The sequence below is a fragment of the Pseudoalteromonas sp. 1181_04 genome, assembly GCF_052850545.1.
Genome location: NZ_VXCS01000011.1, coordinates 108,627 through 126,929, shown reverse-complemented (window position 1 = coordinate 126,929; position 18,303 = coordinate 108,627). Strand labels below are relative to the sequence as shown.

Sequence of the window (18,303 nt, the reverse complement as noted above, 5' to 3'; positions counted from 1 at the left end):
GAGTAAAGTTAGCTAGAAAAACGAGTGACTTCGATTTAACGAAAAAACCACCTACAAAGGTGGTTTTTTCGTTTAAGTATCCAGTAACTTTAGCTGCCAACGGCACTTGGTTGTACATCCAAACCATAACCAAACATCACTGCAAGTACGAGCACAATCGATGCTGCTAACATCAATTTAAGTAATAGTGGTAAACAAAAACGGAACCAATGCCCATAAGGGACACCCGCCATGCCTAAAATTCCCATTAATACCGCATTGGTAGGGATAATCATATTTGAAAAGCCATCACCAAATTGATACGCAAGCACTGCAACTTGGCGTGGCACGCCGACTAAATCGCCCAGTGGTGCCATAAGTGGCATAGTGACATACGCTTGCCCAGAACCTGACGGAATAAAGGTATTAAGCACTGTTTGAATTACTAACATGCCAATGGCTGATATTTCAGCACTCACATAAGATAATGGCAGTGACATGCCATGCACTAAGCTATGCAATATTTGCCCATCTTCAAGGATTAAAGCAATACCACGGGCAACACCAATTAAAATAGCGGTGGTGACGAGATCTGAAACACCTTCAATAAAGCGGTTTGCAGCATCATCGGCAGATAAACGGCCCAGAATAGCGATCAACACACCCCACGCGATAAACACGCCGCCTAATTCGTATAAGTACCAGCCTTTGGTTGCAATACCCCATACAGCAACACCTAGCGTGACAATAAAGCTACCTAAAATTAATTTATGACGCAGTGCAAGTTCAGGGTAATGCGGTGTTGCTTGATCATTGAGAGGGCAAGGCACATCAAGCATCATGGATTTACTTGGATCGGCGGCCACCTTTTTAGTGTACTGCCACACATGATGAAAACCAATTAGTACAAAGGGCACAAATATCGCTAAGCGCAACCATAAACCAGAATAAACAGGAATTTCAGCAATCTGCTGGGCAATTAACACTGTGAATGGGTTAAACGCAGACACGCCATAACCAATCCCGTAACCGGCTACAATCATCCCTACTGCTGTCATTGCATCAAGGCGCATAGCTTTACAAAGAGCGACTAATATTAATACAAATGGAATATATTCACCCGCTGTACCAATACTGCTTGATGCTAAGGCAAAACAAAAAACCACCATAAATATAAGTCGTTGCGGCTTTTTACCATGGCGCTCAAGTAAACGGCCAATCAACGCATCAACCGTGCCGGTAGCACGGGCAATGGCCAGTACACCGCCAACAATCAAGACAAAAAAGATCACATCTTGCGCCGCAGCAAAGGCGCGCGGAATCGCCGTTAATAAATCCCAAGGGGTAAGATAGTGACGTTCAGCGACCGTATGATAGGTGCCCGCAAGGACCATTTCCCGACCAGACTCGGTGAGTGTTGTGTCAAAAAAACCTTGTGGTACTAACCAGGTAGCAACTAACGCAGTGACCATCATACCTAGCAGTAAAATCAAAGTATGCGGTACTTTGAAAGAATTACTCATACGTTCTCCATTTTTATAATTGGCGCAGCAGATATGCCTCGCTGTTTTTTGTTAAGGATAACACGAGTTATAAAATCACAATAAAAATAGCAACGTCAGTCTGTAAAGGAATGTAACGGGGGGCACTAAGTTAAAGAAGAAAGTTAGTTAAAAAGCGACGCAACAGGTAAATTGCGTCGCTTGTCATTTTATTACGCTTCTTGCTCGGCGATTTGTTTAAATGCTTGCACAAATGCGTCGCTTGGCTGGCCGCCAGTGAGGGCGTATTGATCGTTAATGATAAAGGTTGGCACTGAGGAAATGCCCATTTGCTGTAGCGCATTTTGCTCGCTGCGTACTTCTTGGAAATACTCGCCTGAGTCTAAAATTTCTTTTGCGCGGGCTCTATCAAGACCAACACTTTGTACTACATCAAGTAGGTTGTCTTGCTCATTAAGGAAAATTAAATCGGTAAAGTGGGCTTTAAATAAAGCGAGTTTTAGCTCGGTTTGTTTGCCTTCAGTGGCAGCCCAAGTGAGTAAGCGATGTAAGTCAAAGCTATTGATCATGATGCGTTTACCGTCAAAATTAAAGGTAAAGCCTGCTTTTTCACCCATCTCTAAAATACGTTTGCGGTTTTCGTCGCCTTGCTCCTCGCTCAGGCCATATTTTTGTTGTAAATGCTCATTTAAATCTTGCCCTTCAATTGGCATATCTGGGTTTAACTCAAATGGCTTCCAGCTGATCTCAGCTGAAAATTCGTCACTTAATTGCGCTAATGCTGTTTCAAGGTTTTTATAACCAATAATGCACCAAGGACACATTACGTCTGAAACGATGTCGATTTTTAGCTTTTTCATGAGTGAGCCTATTTTTTACAGTGTGTACGGGTCTATATGCAGGCGCGAAGGGGTTAATTCAAGAGGGGGGATTTTCAATTTACAGAAATAAGTGCTTAAACTGCACGGTAAGCGTTTACCGTGCAGTCGTTATGATGGACTAGCTTAGTCAGCTAAACCAAAAGGGTCTTCGATGCTATGGGCAGGCTCAGTAAACCATTTTGGCCCTTTATCAGTCATATAGAAATGATCTTCTAAGCGAACGCCAAATTCATCAGGTATAACTAGCATAGGCTCATTACTAAAGCACATACCTGTTGCAAGTGGGGTTTTGTTGCCGCCGACTAAATAAGGCCATTCGTGAATATCTAAGCCAATACCGTGGCCTGTGCGGTGGGGGCAACCTGGCGTTTGATATTCAGGACCTAGCTCTTGCGCGGCTAAGTAACTACGCGCGGCGGCATCGACTGCTTCACAAGGCGCACCAATTTTTGCAGCGTTGAAGGCGGCGATTTGCGCGGCTTTTTCGTAATCCCAAAACTGGCGTTGGCGCTCTGTGGCCTCACCAAACACATAGGTGCGGGTAATATCTGATAAATAATCATGTACTTTACAGCCAGTATCAATCAGTACCATATCGCCTTTTTTAAGAATTTGCGGGTCTTTCACGCCATGTGGGAACGAGGTTGCAACGCCAAATAATACGATGCAAAAATAGTTACCTGGAGCACCTACTTTTTGGTGTGCTTGCTTGATAAACGCTTCAACTTCGCTCGTGCTGATTCCTTCGTGTAACATACTTGCAGTTGCTTGGTGAACCGCTAACGTCATATCCATAGCGCGTTGCATCAGTGCCAGCTCGTTGGCTGATTTATGCATTCGACAATGAGCGGTCACAGGTTGTGCATTGACTAGGTTTAAGCCAGTTTGTGCTTTGTTTATACCATCAAAAATAAAGAACTGTGCGCTTTCGTCAATGCCAACAGTGCCATTAGCCGCAATGCCCATTTCTGCGAGTATTTCAACAAATAAAGCATAAGGGTTTTGGTGCTCTTGCCAACCACGAATAGGGCCATCGATGACTTTAAAACCGTTTAGTGAGCCAATTTCAAAATACGGGGCAATGTATTGTACGTCGCCTTTAGCCGGTAATATTGCGCCTACCATACGCTCACTGGCATACCAACGCATACCGGTAAAGTAGGTTAAGTTAGTGCCTGCATTTAAGTAAATTGCATCAATACAATTGGCTTGCATGTAGGCTTGTGCTTTGGCAATACGCGCTAAATGCTCATCAGCCTGAATAGGCATTAAATCGCCCGTCATATCGCTTAGACCGGCGAGTGCTTGCTCTTTAGTTTGCGTACCAATTCCGAATGTTGTCATGGTGCTCTCCTTTATTTATATGCGGCTATTGTGCGTGTGGCTGTGCTTTACTGCAAGCGGGTTGCGTTGAAAAGCGACTCACACAATAAGGGTGTATATCTATTTGCGGCGGGTGGTTTAAACACAGTGCGGTTATTAGCTCTGCGGTTACGGCGCCTTGGGTTAATCCTAAGTGCTGGTGGCCAAAAGCAAAGTACAGGTTATCGTGGTTCGGGGCGCTACCAATAACGGGCAATGAATCCGGTAGCGATGGCCTACAGCCCATCCAGGTACTGTTAGCATGTAATGAAAAGGCTGATCTATTCAGTAATGCTTTAGCGTTGGGTAATAATGCTAATGCGCGTTTGTTATTCATTTTTCGTTTGGTGCCGGCAAATTCTACCGTGCCAGCAATGCGTAGGCCTTGGCTCATGGGAGTCATAATAAAGTGACGCTCGGCAGAGGCCACAGGGCGTGAAAGCCCGTAATTACTGGCTAGCATGCAATGGTAACCACGTTCAGTATCAAGCGGCACTTTGTAGCCTAAAGGTTTCAATAGTGTGTTACTCCATGCGCCTGCGGCGATGACTACTTTATTCGCTGTGACAATTTGATTTTGGCAACTGAGTGTATAACCTTGCTTTGCAGGCTGTATCGAGGTGATTTTTTGTTGGCAAAATTGGCCGCCCAACGCGCTAAATTGTTCTGCTAAGTTGAGGCAAAATAAATGCGGATCAACACTGTGAGCCACCTCTTTAAATAATAAAGCGTAGGTAATGGTTTTAGCTAAATTGGGCTCTAGTAGACGCACGTGTTCGCCATCAAGTAACTCCACCTCAATACCCTGATCAAGGTAGCTGCGCAGCATAGCGTTAATTTTACTAAGAGGGGTGGTCTCAAAAGTCAGTAAGCTGCCCTTTTTAGTTAGTAAGTGGCCTAAATTATACTCACTGAGTAAGCGCTCATAAGCGGGGATCGCTAGTTGGTTTAACGCCTTAAGTGCTTGTGTGTTAGTGCGATAAGTCTTGCTTGGCATGTTTTTAACAAATTGCCAAAACCAAGGTAGGGCTTTAAAGCCATAACGCCAATCAATCCGTAGCGGCCCTAATGGATTGAATAACATACCGGGTAGCTTCTTTAATAGTGAAGGGTGCGCAAGCGGAAACACTTGCTCAGTCGCAAAGTGTCCAGCATTGCCTTTAGAGCAGCCTTGCGCTAAACCATTTTCATCATACAAGGTGACTGCAAAACCTGCTCGTTGTAGTTGTAATGCGCTACAAATGCCAATAATACCAGCTCCTATAACGGCGACTTGCTGTTTATTTTTATCCGCCAAAATAATTTACCTCTTCTATAAAAGTAATACCAAACACTTGATTTGTAGGCGCGTATACATTGCATCTCACTTTAAACAGTGATTTATGAAAAAAATCCCGCTGTATTAAATCAGTAAATAAGCATTGTTTTTCAGTTTCTTAAGTAGTTATTCCCAATCCCAAAAGAGCCTCAGAAGATAAACCTTTTAACAAACTTTAAGGTGGGATATTGATTATTGTATACAATATACCTATGATATCAAGCCTAAACATCAATCAGGTAATTAAAATGACAGTAACTTGGCAAGGAGTCTGTGCAGCAGTAATGGCTCAGTTTAGTGCAGACGACTCCATTAACTTTGCAACAACAGCAAACATGAGCGATGAACTGATCAACAAAGCTGTTCACGGCATGATTGCACTGGCTATAGCAAGCCCTACTAACCTAACAAAATTAAAGTGGGCTAAGTGATGCGTAAAGGAAGTTTTTTTTGTATTGACGGCCATACTTGTGGCAACCCAGTTAGGCTTATAACCAGTGGTCACCCGCAATTGAGCGGGCAGAGCATGAGTGAGAAGCGCCAAGATTTTTTGCAAAATCACGATTGGATCCGCCAAGCACTGATGTTTGAACCTCGCGGTCACGACATGATGTCGGGCGGATTTTTATATCCACCGACCACGGAAGACGGCGATGCCGCTATTTTATTTGTTGAAACATCTGGGTGTTTGCCTATGTGCGGCCACGGCACAATGGGTATCGTTACGTTTGCTTTAGAGCATGGTTTGTTACATGCAAAAGTGCCAGGGACCCTATTGTTAGACACACCTGCTGGGCGTGTTCAAATCAATTATGAAATGACCGGTGGTAAAGTACAGTGGGTAAAAATTTATAATGTACCTGCGTATTTAGCACATCAGTCGATAGTTATTGAAGTGCCTGAATTGGGCGAGCTTGAGGTAGATATTGCCTATGGTGGCAACTTTTACATTATTGTTGAACCACAGGGTAATTATAAAGGCATTGAACATTTAACGGCTGGGCAAATTTTGCAATATAGCCCGCTAGTGCGTGATGCAATAAACGCCAAAATTAAATGTGTTCATCCGCTTGACTCAACCGTTCAAGGCGCAAGCCATGTTTTATGGACAGGCACCCCAAAAAATGCCAATTCAGACGCCGCAAATGCAGTTTTTTATGGTGATAAAGCCATTGATCGCTCGCCATGTGGAACAGGCACCAGCGCTCGTATGGCACAGCTATTTGCCAAAGGGCAGTTGGCTCAAGGGCAAAATTTTATTCACGAAAGTTATATTGGCAGCCAGTTTATTGGTTGCATTGAACACGTAACAGAGATCGCAGGCATAACAGCTATCTTACCAAGTATTCAAGGTTGGTCTAGGGTGACGGGCACAAGTGCTATCACCGTAGATGACGATGACCCATACGCATTTGGGTTTCAAGTAATTTAATGAGGAGCAAAGCATGACATTAACAGGACAAAGTTTAGTAGCAGGGCAATGGCTCGGTCACTCTGGAAATGGTGAATTTAACGCATTTTCCCCCGCCCGCAATGAACCACTCGCAACGCGCTTTTTTAACCTCAGCGCCACTGAGTTAGACAGTGCAATAGAAGCCGCACAATCGGCGTTTTATGAATATCGTAAAACCAGTTTTGCACAACGAGCAGATTTTTTAGAATGTATTGCTGATCATATTTTAGCGCTTGGTGATGAGTTACTTGAGCAAACACAGCAAGAAACCAACTTACCGCTGGCACGTTTGCAAGGTGAGCGTATGCGCACCGTAAATCAGCTTAAAGCCTTTGCTAATGCATTACGTGACAACCCTGAATCGCCACTGGGTTTAAAAATAGTGGATGAAGCAGATGCCACCAGAGCACCGTTACCAAAGCCGCACACTGAACTTAACTATTTACCGCTGGGGCCGGTGGCTGTATTTGGTGCATCTAATTTCCCTTACGCCTTTTCAACACTGGGCGGCGATACCGCCGCAGCCCTTGCAGCAGGCTGCCCAGTAATTGTAAAAAACCACACCGCGCACCCAGGAACGGGTGAGTTGATGGCACGTGTGGCGCTTGCAGCCATTAAAGAATGTGCAATGCCGTTAGGCGTGTTTGCAATGGTACAAAGTAAAGCCTACGACATATCGCATCAATTAGTGGCTGCGCCGGCAATAAAAGCGGTGGGGTTTACAGGCTCATTTAATGTGGCCAGCAAGCTGCAAGCAACAATTGCCAAGCGTGAAGAGCCGATACCATTTTATGGTGAGCTTGGCAGTATTAACCCACAAGTTATTTTACTCAATAAAGCCATTGAACATAGCAAAGAGATGGCACAATCACTTTGCCAGTCAATGCTGATGGGGAACGGGCAGTTTTGCACTAGCCCAGGGCTTTGGTTAGTACCAACCGGGTGTGACGAACTCGAAGCACATATAACAGCGTGTATTAATGATGCCCCATCAGACACTTTACTCACCCCTGGGATTGTTAAAACCTTTAAACACCAAATAGCAGAGCGAACTCAGCTTGATAAGCTTAGCGTGCTGGGTAAAGGCAAGCTGGAGCATGAATTTCATGCTAATGCACATGTATTTGCTTGTAATGCTGATGACTATTTAGCAATCTCAGCTTTGCAAGAAGAAGTGTTTGGCCCTGCTGCGTTAGTGGTGCGCTACGACAGTGAACAGCAGCTCATGACATTGATAAACCAATTACAAGGGCAGTTAACCGCCAGTATTCATGGCACTGAAGCTGATTTAAACAACGCCGATAGCCTTATCGAAGCGCTGCAATATAAAGTAGGTCGTTTGATAAAAAATCAGCTGCCAACAGGTGTTGAAGTGTGCGCTTCAATGAACCACGGTGGGCCGTTCCCAAGTTCAACCGATGTACGCAGTACCTCTGTGGGCGCAAATGCAATGTTACGTTTTATGCGACCAATTTGTTATCAAGCATAGGATTTATTGGGCGGGATATGCAAATTGTATATTCCCGCTTTCCCCCTTGTTTATATAGGGTACAGACAGATTCTCACTTGGCATATGAGTGAACTTGAGTATAATGTATGCTAAATGCAATGTAAGAGGATCACCATGGCTATCGAGCACAAAACCCGCACCCAGCTTGTTGCAGAAGCAATTCGCGCAAAAATTCTCTCTGGTGAAATTAAAGCAGGCGAGCCCTTACGTCAAGCTGCACTGGCAACAGAGATGAACGTAAGTCGTATTCCTGTACGTGAGGCACTTCTTCAGCTTGAAGCCGAAGGGCTTGTTAACTTTGAAGCGCACAAAGGAGCTACGGCAACAGAGCTTTCAGCATCACAAATTGATGAGATTTTTGATTTAAGAGCCTTACTTGAAGCAGAGCTATTAAGCCATTCAATAGACGGTTTAACAGATCAAGATTTAATCGACGCTGAGCTTATTTTAACTGAGCTTGAAAGCGCTATGGATGCGGGCGACACCCACCTTGCCACAGGCGATTTAAATAGTCGATTTCATGGTAAATTATATTCGCGCGCGCAACGGCCACAAACCCGTGAGCTGGTAGATATGTATAGTAAAAATTCAGAGCGCTACGTGCGCATGCATATTTTACTGGCTGGTGGTTTAACCACCGCACCCGAAGAGCACCGCACATTGTTAAATCACTGTCGCGCAAAAGACACTAAAAAAGCCTGTGACTTTTTGAAAAAGCATATCTTGGGCGCCAAAAACGACATTAAAAAGCTATTATTAAAAATCGAAGACGAAAAAAGGTAACCTTAATAAGTTGTTATTATAAATTTTAATGTGTGTTTACGCAGTTCAGGGTAATCACTCAAGAGTGTTTATCGGTATTCTTGGTAAAAGGCTGTTAGCTATCTGTCAGAAATTGCGAGTATCTATGAATAATGAATATCATTGGTGGGATCTGGAAGACTCTAGCTTCAAGGGTGTTTTATACGACTCGATAAATTGTTATTTCTTGCATGACTTGCCTTACAAAAACTGGGAAGAGTTTTCTGAAGCTGACCCACATATGGCTTATGCACAATTAACCTATGTCCGATTTAACATGCTTGAACAACAATTCATTGATTTGCGGGTTATCCCTCAAATGCTTGGGGTTGAAACTGTTCCAGTTAAATCCAGCGTTCAAGACATAAATAGATACGACTGGCTTAAATCTATCGTTGATTTGACTTTATTCCGTTTTTCCAGCTTGAGAGATATAGCCTTTCATTTTGTGAATGAAGTTTTGGAGCTAGGACTTTCTGATTTTCAGTTAAATATTAAGCAACTCAAAAAAGCTCTCAAAACAGAGTACCCTGAAATTCTAGAGGACTTAAAAACTCTTGATAAAACCGGTGAAGAATTGCGGACTGATCGTAATGACCGAGCACACAAGGGATTCAGTGAACTCTATACTGGCGATGATAAAATGTTCAAAAATATGTCGTGGATGGAAGGCAAAGTTATCGACAACACTGATTATGATTTGGTCGGTATTTATGAAAACTCCCGTGACAAAATTTGTGATCTAGTAGTTCAAGAAGTGCAGGTGGCATTAAGAGCTACAATCAATTTAGTTGATAATTGCTATGACCACTATCGTGATACACACCTTAGGCTATCATGCGGTTCTGCAATGGGAGTGTCGCAGCATTTCCCACTGCATTGTGAAAAAGATAGCTAACAAGCAATTTAAGAGTGATTCCCCACGCTTGGCAGTTTCAGTTTAGGGCTAGTTCAGTGTTTACGGTGTTCAATTTGAGCATCGTGGTAGCGTGGCCCACACCTTAATTGGGGGTTGAGGCTGTAGAATTACTCTTTTTTTAAGAAAGACAGCCAGTTTTATGGGTTCCAAATGCATTACCTAATGCTTTAAAAACGCTTAGAGTTAATTACAGGAGCTCGTCTTTTAATTGAATTTGGCTGTTGGAGTTATACTACAGCCTCGTTAGGTGATTTACATGGATGGTTGGCAGTATCACGATATTGGTTTTGAATCCCAAACTAAAAAAATCAATGGTATTAATATTTGGAAGTATCCTTGGAACGACATGGACGAACCATCATTTGAAGTGCCTCATCCTCAATATCCAGATCAACGTCATAAAATCACACCTTACTTTATTAAAACTAAAGGTAAAACTCTTACATTTGCTGCGGGTGAAGTTAGTAATTGCGTTTGATGTATTTATGTTGCAGAATCAATTGCCTAATACATATGAGCCTTAACTCTGTCAATAGGCAATAGTGTTCTTTTTGACCGTTTTATAAATTGAAGGTCAATCAAAAATCAACTCTAATTCAATAAGCAAATTCGTTTACTTCGTATGTCGATGTGGCTGTTAAGCAAGTAGCTTACGGCAAACACATCTAGGGTGCGTTACGCAGTAATCTCTTATTGCGATCTTATCGCAGCCAGGTTTTTCCCATATCCTTTTGGACTTTCTGGGGCACTACGACTAAATAGATTTAGAAGGTAGAACGAAGCAGGATGCCAGAGCCGAGACATTCATCGGTTAACCTAATCATGGCAAGTAGCCTAGGCCTGTTTTGAATAAAATAAGATGTAACAATCTCAAAAATAGCCAATCTGTAAAGATAAAAACTCCGTAACAACGGAGTTTTTGCTATTTGAATATTTTAAAACATCAGTCTAGTAAATCGAGGACCTCAAGTCGTTCTTTTGCTAGGGCATACCGTGTGTGCACGTCATCAATTTGCTGTTGGGTTAACTTCTTGCCAAAGGTGCGAAGCCCACCTGTTAGATCATTATGATGAATGCCAAAAGCAAACTTAAGGTATTCTAAAAGTAACGGCTGTGCATCAAGATAGGATATAGAGTTCATCGCTTGAGAGATTTTGTTTGCCTCGGCCCATTCTCCGTTATTTACATACTCTTGCATTGTAATACTCGCTTTTGGGAATATGCAGCCCACACCTGTAATGCCGCCACATGCGCCTGCGAGTCCTGCATGTACAGTAACGGTGTCAACACCGGCCAATACTTTTAAATTTTTGTTCTCTAACATCATTGTTTCAATAACTGACACATCGATAGTTGATATTTTAAGCGCAGTTACCTCTGGTAGAGCTGCAAGCCTTGTAAGCAGATCAGTTGAAAGCGCATGGTAGCCCGCTGCGTCAGGGTTGTTATAGGGCATTATTGTTATGCCGGCCTCTTTTGCCGCTGAGGCGCTAAGCGCGTAGTAAGCATACATCTGTTCATCACAAGGTGTTTCTTTGGTTTTTGGTGGCATTACCATAACGGTATCTACGCCGACCGTTGCGAGTTCTTTTACTATTTTGGCTAGTTCTTCTTTGGTTTCTGCCGCTGCGCCACTGATTAAAGGAACGTTGTGTTCTTTAGCAACACTTGAAAGGGCTTTTAGTAAAGAAAGGCGTTGCTCAGCACTTAGGTAGCTGTTTTCACCCAGCGTACCAGAGCCAACAAGTCCACCCATACGAGTACCCCCCTTTCCTTGCACTTTTAAAATATCTGCAGCGTATTTTTTTGTTGTATCAAGGTCTATTTCCAGGGCTCCGGACTCTGACTCTTTTAGCCATGTAAATACGGCCGGCATAACTGTATATCGCCAATCTTTACTGTTCGTTTGCATCATATTTCCTCTTATAAATACATATTGTATACATTATACATTTAGATTGTATCAGCTAAATTGCTTTCGGCAAGGCCGGAATAAAAATAAACTAAACCCTGTATTAATTACTTTGCTCACTTCTGTTACTTTTTAGGTGTTCAGTGTGAGTTTGCAAGCAATTGATTATAAATATTGTTTTTGAATAAGTTTGACATGAACCATCTTGTTTTTTAATTTTACGTAAATTAAATGTATATTACATATTGTATACAATATGTAAAGAGTGTATATTTTTTACGTCAAGGTTAGCCTGGCAACAAAAAATCAACAGGATCAAAGGAACATTTCATGTTTACGAATAATAAAAAGCAAACTCGGGGAGTGGGTGTTAAAACCCTACTGGCAACAGCTGTTACAGCTGCATTAATAATGACACCAGCTGCGCAGGCCGTAGATGGTAGTAGTATTGTAAAAGGTCATATTGTTGCACACTCTGGTAATGATTTGATTGGCGCAACAATTACACTTAAACACAAGAGTAAAGGGCTTGTTTACACTATTACGAGTAATGCTGAAGGCGATTACTTATTACGTAATGTACCGGTGGGTATGTACGATGTAACGATTGTAAAAGATGGCTATCAAACACTAATTGAAGAAGATGTAGCAGTGACCATTGGTCAATCAATCATTCTCGATGTACAACTTTATAAAGCTGGTACTGATATAGAGCGTATCGCGGTAACAGGTTCGGCAATTCGTCGTGTAGATATGGCTTCCTCTACCTCCGGTTTAACGTTTAGTGATGCTGAGCTTAAAGCAATGCCGGTTAATACAGGCTTTGAGAGCATTGCTTTACTTGCGCCAGGTACCGCTGCACCTGGTGGCTCTAATTTTAAAGGCGCATCAAGTTTTGGTGGTTCATCGGCTGCTGAAAATGGCTACTATTTTAATGGCTTAAATGTAACGAGTATTCGTACTGGTTTAGGTTCCATTCGCCTTCCTTGGGAAGCTATATCCCAAACTCAAGTTAAAACCGGTGGTGTAAGCCCTGAATTTGGTGGTGCATTAGGCGGCATTGTAAACGCTGTGTCTAAATCGGGCGATAACGACTTTAAATTCGGTGCAGAGGTGCGCTGGGATCCTGATGGCCTTCGTAGTCAACATGATTCAATATTTCAAGATAGTGGGACAATAAACACTAATACACAGCAAAGCAGTTACGACTTTAAAGAAGTACAGCTATGGGCAAGTGGTGCAATTATTGAAGATACCCTGTTCTTTTATGGTTTATTTGCACCACGCAGAGAAGAGTCTAATAGCGCAGGGCAAACCACTTTTTCTGATTTTGAGCGTGATGAAGACCGTTGGTTCACCAAAGTGGATTGGTTTATTAATGAAGATCACTCTATTGGTTTCTCTGCAATGAACAATAAACGTACTTGGACTGATAAAACGTTTGCGTATAGTTGGCAAGATAATGTGGTAGGTGATCAACAAGGTGTCGATGCACCAGGCGAAGATGGCGGCAATGTATACAGTATTAACTACAATGGCTACCTCACAGATACTTTTTCAGTGTCAGCCGTTGTTGGTCGTGTTACTGAAAATGTTGAGAACGTTGTAGCATCACCTAATCCCGGCGTGTGGGATGAACGTGACGGTTTTGTAACTCTAAGCCAGCATACAAATTCCGGTATAACGGAAGAAGAGTATATTCGTGACCAAGCCAGAATTGATTTTAACTGGGACTTGGATATGCATTCAATTCAATTTGGTATTGATTACACCAATGTGAAGGTTGATTATTTTGAAGGCCAAAATGGTATTGGGGATGCACAAGGCTGGTGGACTATAAAAACTGCTGGTGAAAATGATATATCAAGTGCTGCGCTGGGGAGTGACTTTATCGAAAGGCGGGTCCGTAGCCGTGAGGTCGATTCAGATACAACTTCACTGGCGTTTTATATTAATGACTCATGGCAAGCAACTGATAATTTAGTCCTTAATATGGGTTTGCGTTATAGCCAGTTTGAAAATACGGTGACAGATGGCCGAGCATTTGTTGATATTGATAATCAAATAGCGCCACGCTTACAGGCTATTTATGATGTATCGGGTGACGGTAGCGCTAAAATATTTGCCACTTACGGGCGCTATTTTCAGCCAGTATCTGCGAACATGAATATCACTCAAGGCTCTGCATCAATTGAATGGTTTGAGTATTTTGAATTAGATCAATTAGAAGGCAATGGCTCGCCTACTTTATTAGCTGACGGCTCACCTAGCAGAGGTGATATGTTACGAGATAGACGCTGGCGCCAGCGTGGTATTACTGAACCTGGGTTAATTGCCTCGTCTTCTTTAAAACCAATGTACAGCGATGAGTTCACAATAGGGTATCAACAAGAAGTTTTTGATTCTATGTCTGCCGGCGTACGTGCTATTTACCGCGACCTTGGGCGCAGTGTTGAAGACACGGATGTAGGCCCTATACTTGCCAAGAAACTTGCCGAAATGGGGATCACCGATAACGTAGGGCAGGGTTCATATTATGTGCTTAATAATCCTGGTGAAGCGATTCAAATGTCGTATGACTTTGATGGTGATGGAGAAATAGATAACGTTAATTTAAGTGCTGATGAGCTTGCACTTGCCGAAGCACAACGCAAATATTTGGCCCTTGAGTTTACCTTAGATGGCAATGTAACCGATGACTTGCGTATCAATACTTCATATACATGGTCACATAGCTACGGTAATACGGAAGGTTTAGTTAAAACGGATAACGACCAAGCAGATCCTGGTTGGACGACCTCTTACGACTATGGCGATTTGATGGATCATGGCTATGGTAATTTACCAAATGACCACCGCCACGCAATCAAATTTAGTGGCGCGTATAATATTACCGATTCACTGACTGTAGGTTTAGTTGCGCGAACTACATCGGGTCGTCCAAAGAGCTACTTCTCAGTTCACCCTGAAGGTGTTGATAGCTGCGAGCAAGGAAGCCCGTGGGATGCATGTGTGAGTAAATACTATGACCAAGCATCGCACTATGATGAAAATGGTAACCCGGCACCACGCGGAAGCAAAGGTAACTTACCGTGGTTAACTAATGTGGATATGTCACTGACTTATTATACTGACTTTTTTGGCTCTGACATGACCTTAAAAGGCACGGTATATAACTTATTCGATGGAGATAGCGCGGTATCGATAAACGAGGAGCGAGCTCAATATGGCGATAATGGCTTAGAGCTCAACCCAGATTATGGTTTAGTAACTGGCCGCCAAGGTGCTCGATATATATCGTTAACCGCACGTATAGAATTTTAAGTTCCCTGGTAAGTGGCTGTAAATTGTCGTTTTAGTAAATAGTATCTAACAAGCGAAAACTAAAACTGACAAAATGTTTAAGCACATTCTCATTAAGAGTAACACAGCCTTGATGCTGAGTAGGTAACTGCTCAGCATTTTTTATTAAAGTTATTGCACTAAAAAATATTGAGATATATTGTATACAAAAGTGAAGGAGTTAATTATGACCCAGACTTTATTTTCCCATTGGCAGCAGCCTAATAATGATTGGTTACAAATACATACTTTAGAGATGCACACTGGTGGTGAACCATTGCGTATTATAGTTGATGGCTTTGAGCAACTTACAGGTGATACGATGCTTGAAAAGCGTGCCGATTGTTTAGCGCGTTTTGATTATTTACGAAAAGCATTGATGTTTGAACCTCGTGGTCATGCCGATATGTATGGCGCAGTGATCACTTGTGCTGTGCGCTCAGATAGCCATTTTGGCGTACTTTTTTTACATAATGAAGGTTATAGCACCATGTGCGGGCATGCGATTATTGCACTGGCTACCGCTGCAAAAGATTGCGCACTTGTTGACTTTAAAGATGGCTATAATGAACTAAGAATAGACACTCCAGCTGGGCTTATAAAAGCGTATGTTGAACTTAACAATAATCAGTTACAGCAAGTATATTTTGATAATGTCGCCAGTTTTGTTGATAAATTAGACGTTAAAATAAGCTTGCCGATGTGTGGTTCGGTTAGCTGTGATATAGCGTTTGGCGGTGCATACTACGCATTTGTTGATGCAGATACTCTTAATTTAAGCTTAGCACCTGACAATCATGGACATATAATTAGCCTTGGGAAAGCCATTAAACAGCAAGTGACTAATCAATATCAGCCAACGCACCCAACCGATCAGGCACTGGGTTTTTTATATGGGGTTATTTTTTACTCCAATAGCCAGTTATCACAAATTAACCACTTTAGCCGTCATGTGTGTGTATTTGCCGAAGGTGAACTTGATCGAAGCCCTACAGGCACGGGCGTAAGCGCTCGTGCTGCATTAGCTTTTGCCAAAGGCGAATTAGCGGTAGGACAAAGTGTAAATATTGAGAGCATTTTAGGCTCAGCATTTAATGTAATGGTTAAGCAAACATGTGAGGTTAAAGCACGGTCTGCGATTATTCCTCGTGTTACGGGTACAGCCTTTGTGACGGGTAAACATACCTTTTTAATTGATCCAACAGATCCCCTAAAACAAGGATTTATTTTTCGATGAATAATCATTTTTTAGTACGCCAACAATTACTAAAACAACGTATGGTAGAGCAAAACTTAACGGCGTTATTAGTGTTAGGGCATGAGAATATTCGCTACTTGAGCGGGTTTAGTGGTAATGCCGCGTATGCAATTGTGACGCAAGCTAGCTGCATACTTATTACTGATTATCGTTACTTTGAGCGCGCACAATCTGAGTGCCAAGGGTTTGAAGTGATCAGCCGCGACCGTGATAGCGAAAGTTTAGGCTGTTGTATTAACCGTTTTTTACCTGCTAACAGCCATTTAGGTTTTGATGCGGCATTTATTAATGTGGCATTGTGGCAGCAAATTGCTAGTGATTTGAGTGGTCACACATTAATGCCAATTCAAGGAGTAATTGAACGTCAGCGCATGATCAAAAATGACTGGGAAGTAGCACAAATAAAAGCTGCGGCTGCGATTGCGGATGAAGCACTTGCACACACTATTCCATATTTTAAAGTAGGTGTAAGCGAACGTGATTTAGCCTTAGAGCTAGAGTTTAGAATGCAAAAATTAGGCTCTGAAGGAATGTCATTTGCAACGATTTTAATGTTCGCAGAGCGTACCTCGCTGCCCCATGGTAGCCCCAGTGATAGAACACTTAAAGAAGGCGACTTTATTACCCTAGACTTTGGCGCTGTTGTTAATGGCTATCGCTCAGACATGACACGTAGTTATGTATTAGGTAAAGCGTCAAGCAAACAAGTTCAAATTTACAATGCAGTTGCGACTGCACAACAAGCTGCTATTAATTTAATTAAGCCAGGGGTTGATTGCATTGATTTACAAAATGCATCACAACAAGTATTGGATGGCTCTGGTTTTGGAAAATGGGCAGGACAAGGGCTTGGCCACGGTTTAGGGCTATTTTTACACGAGCAGCCGTTTATCAATAGCAACGTTAAGCACGTATTAGAAGTGGGCAATGTGATCACCATAGAGCCAGGTATTTATATCTCTGAATATGGCGGGGTGCGTTTAGAGGAGGACATCTTGATCACCAACACGGGTTATGAAATTTTAACTCACGCACCTAAACCATTCGAACTGGAGTTATAAAATGCAAGTTATTGATAAAAAACACATTGATAACGCCCTTGATTTTGACTCGTTAATCACTGCTATGCAGCAAGGTTTTGCCCTCGATTTTACTATGCCAAAGCGTAACGTCTATGAGTTAGATAGCAACAGCGGTAGCCGGGATGCGTTTGCTGTGTTACCTGCATGGAATGAACAAGTGATTGGCGTAAAAGCATTTACTTATTTTCCTAATAATGGCGAGGCGGGCTTTGATTCTTTGTATTCTAAAATAATGTTGTTTTCGCGCGAGCACGGCGAACCGTTGGCACTGGTAGATGGCACGAGTATTACTTTATGGCGTACGGCAAGCGTATCGGCGCTTGCGAGTCGTTATTTATCCCGAGAGAATAGTAATCATTTAGTATTTTTTGGCAGTGGTAACTTAGCCGAGTATATGGTGCGTGCGCATTTGGCTGTTCGTAATTTTAAACGAGTAACGCTGGTGGCGCGTAATCATTTAAAAGTAGTCGCCCTGCAAAGTTGTTTAGAGCAGTTATATCCTGATGTTGAGTTTGTCATTGGGCAAAGTACGCAAGAAGTAATTTACAGTGCTGACGTGATCAGCTGCGCGACCGGCTCTCAAGTGCCATTATTTGATGGCAACTGGTTAAAATCAGGCACGCATGTTGACCTAATCGGTAATCATCAGAGTGACCATCGCGAATGCGACACCGCCACAATTACTCGTAGCCGCGTTTATGTTGATAGTAAAACCAATGTATTAGGAGAAGCAGGTGAATTATTAATACCAATAAGTGAAGGTGTATTTTGCGAGCAAAGCGTATGTGCTGAATTAGCTGATTTAGCGAAGGTAAATACCGTAGCCCGTTTTAACGAAACGGATATAACGGTATTTAAATCAGTTGGTACAGCACTGAGTGACTTGATTGCTGCAAATCAAGTTTATCAATCTCTACAGAACTAATAGATAATTTGTGGTGAGTTTTTAATGTGTGTGCTGTGTGTCTGTTTTAGTTTTATAAG

At 42.4% G+C, this 18,303-nt stretch carries 15 protein-coding genes; 10 read left to right on the top strand and 5 right to left on the bottom strand.

The features are described 5' to 3' along the window. Window positions 1–89: 89 nt before the first annotated feature. From FW757_RS10985 to FW757_RS10970, 4 genes are all read right to left on the bottom strand, one after another. A complete protein-coding gene (locus tag FW757_RS10985) occupies window positions 90–1,502 on the bottom strand; it encodes a YfcC family protein (protein WP_145234478.1) in 1,413 nt (470 codons plus the stop codon). 191 nt (window positions 1,503–1,693) lie between these two features. Then, entirely contained in the window at window positions 1,694–2,341 is a 648-nt protein-coding gene (locus tag FW757_RS10980; RefSeq protein ID WP_138554903.1) for a DsbA family oxidoreductase, read from the bottom strand. Between the two features lie 144 nt (window positions 2,342–2,485). After that, complete coding sequence (locus FW757_RS10975) at window positions 2,486–3,706, bottom strand: M24 family metallopeptidase (RefSeq protein WP_182717617.1); 1,221 nt, start codon at window positions 3,704–3,706, stop codon at window positions 2,486–2,488. Window positions 3,707–3,731: 25 nt separating this feature from the next. Further along, window positions 3,732–5,021: an NAD(P)/FAD-dependent oxidoreductase gene (locus tag FW757_RS10970; RefSeq protein ID WP_145234472.1), complete on the bottom strand. Its 1,290-nt coding sequence runs from the start codon at window positions 5,019–5,021 to the stop codon at window positions 3,732–3,734. A gap of 269 nt (window positions 5,022–5,290) precedes the next feature. Between FW757_RS10970 and FW757_RS10965 the strand changes: the two genes are divergently transcribed. The 6 genes from FW757_RS10965 (at window position 5,291) to FW757_RS10940 (ending at window position 10,203) form a co-directional block, all read left to right on the top strand. Further along, window positions 5,291–5,473: a hypothetical protein gene (locus FW757_RS10965; RefSeq protein ID WP_145234469.1), complete on the top strand. Its 183-nt coding sequence runs from the start codon at window positions 5,291–5,293 to the stop codon at window positions 5,471–5,473. Continuing rightward, on the top strand, window positions 5,473–6,474 hold the full coding sequence (locus tag FW757_RS10960) for a 4-hydroxyproline epimerase (protein WP_182717616.1): 1,002 nt from the start codon (window positions 5,473–5,475) through the stop codon (window positions 6,472–6,474). Before FW757_RS10965 ends, FW757_RS10960 begins: the two co-directional genes overlap by 1 nt. A 13-nt stretch (window positions 6,475–6,487) precedes the next feature. Then, entirely contained in the window at window positions 6,488–7,984 is a 1,497-nt protein-coding gene (locus FW757_RS10955) for an aldehyde dehydrogenase (NADP(+)) (RefSeq protein ID WP_182717615.1), read from the top strand. Between the two features lie 135 nt (window positions 7,985–8,119). Continuing rightward, the gene (locus FW757_RS10950; protein ID WP_145234461.1) at window positions 8,120–8,788 is read left to right on the top strand and encodes a GntR family transcriptional regulator; all 669 of its coding nucleotides are present in this window, start codon (window positions 8,120–8,122) and stop codon (window positions 8,786–8,788) included. A 124-nt stretch (window positions 8,789–8,912) separates the two neighbouring features. Continuing rightward, window positions 8,913–9,704 carry a Cthe_2314 family HEPN domain-containing protein gene (locus tag FW757_RS10945; protein WP_182717614.1) on the top strand — a complete coding sequence of 264 codons (792 nt, stop codon included), beginning with the start codon at window positions 8,913–8,915 and terminating at the stop codon, window positions 9,702–9,704. Between the two features lie 277 nt (window positions 9,705–9,981). Next, the gene (locus FW757_RS10940; protein ID WP_182717613.1) at window positions 9,982–10,203 is read left to right on the top strand and encodes a hypothetical protein; all 222 of its coding nucleotides are present in this window, start codon (window positions 9,982–9,984) and stop codon (window positions 10,201–10,203) included. Window positions 10,204–10,668: 465 nt separating this feature from the next. Here the strand turns inward: FW757_RS10940 and FW757_RS10935 are convergent, their stop codons facing one another. Further along, entirely contained in the window at window positions 10,669–11,637 is a 969-nt protein-coding gene (locus tag FW757_RS10935) for a dihydrodipicolinate synthase family protein (RefSeq protein WP_145234584.1), read from the bottom strand. A gap of 330 nt (window positions 11,638–11,967) precedes the next feature. Here FW757_RS10935 and FW757_RS10930 point away from each other — a divergent pair, with 330 nt between their 5' ends. The 4 genes from FW757_RS10930 (at window position 11,968) to FW757_RS10915 (ending at window position 18,244) form a co-directional block, all read left to right on the top strand. Further along, window positions 11,968–14,961: a TonB-dependent receptor gene (locus FW757_RS10930; protein WP_182717612.1), complete on the top strand. Its 2,994-nt coding sequence runs from the start codon at window positions 11,968–11,970 to the stop codon at window positions 14,959–14,961. A 205-nt stretch (window positions 14,962–15,166) separates the two neighbouring features. Continuing rightward, complete coding sequence (locus FW757_RS10925) at window positions 15,167–16,216, top strand: proline racemase family protein (RefSeq protein WP_145234449.1); 1,050 nt, start codon at window positions 15,167–15,169, stop codon at window positions 16,214–16,216. Continuing rightward, window positions 16,213–17,298 (top strand): M24 family metallopeptidase, encoded by a 1,086-nt coding sequence (locus tag FW757_RS10920; protein WP_182767320.1) that lies wholly within the window; start codon window positions 16,213–16,215, stop codon window positions 17,296–17,298. The genes FW757_RS10925 and FW757_RS10920 overlap by 4 nt, the downstream gene beginning before the upstream one ends. 1 nt (window position 17,299) lies before the next feature. After that, window positions 17,300–18,244, top strand: a complete 945-nt coding sequence (locus FW757_RS10915; RefSeq protein WP_182717610.1) for an ornithine cyclodeaminase family protein — start codon at window positions 17,300–17,302, stop codon at window positions 18,242–18,244. The last annotated feature ends 59 nt before the right edge of the window (window positions 18,245–18,303 follow it).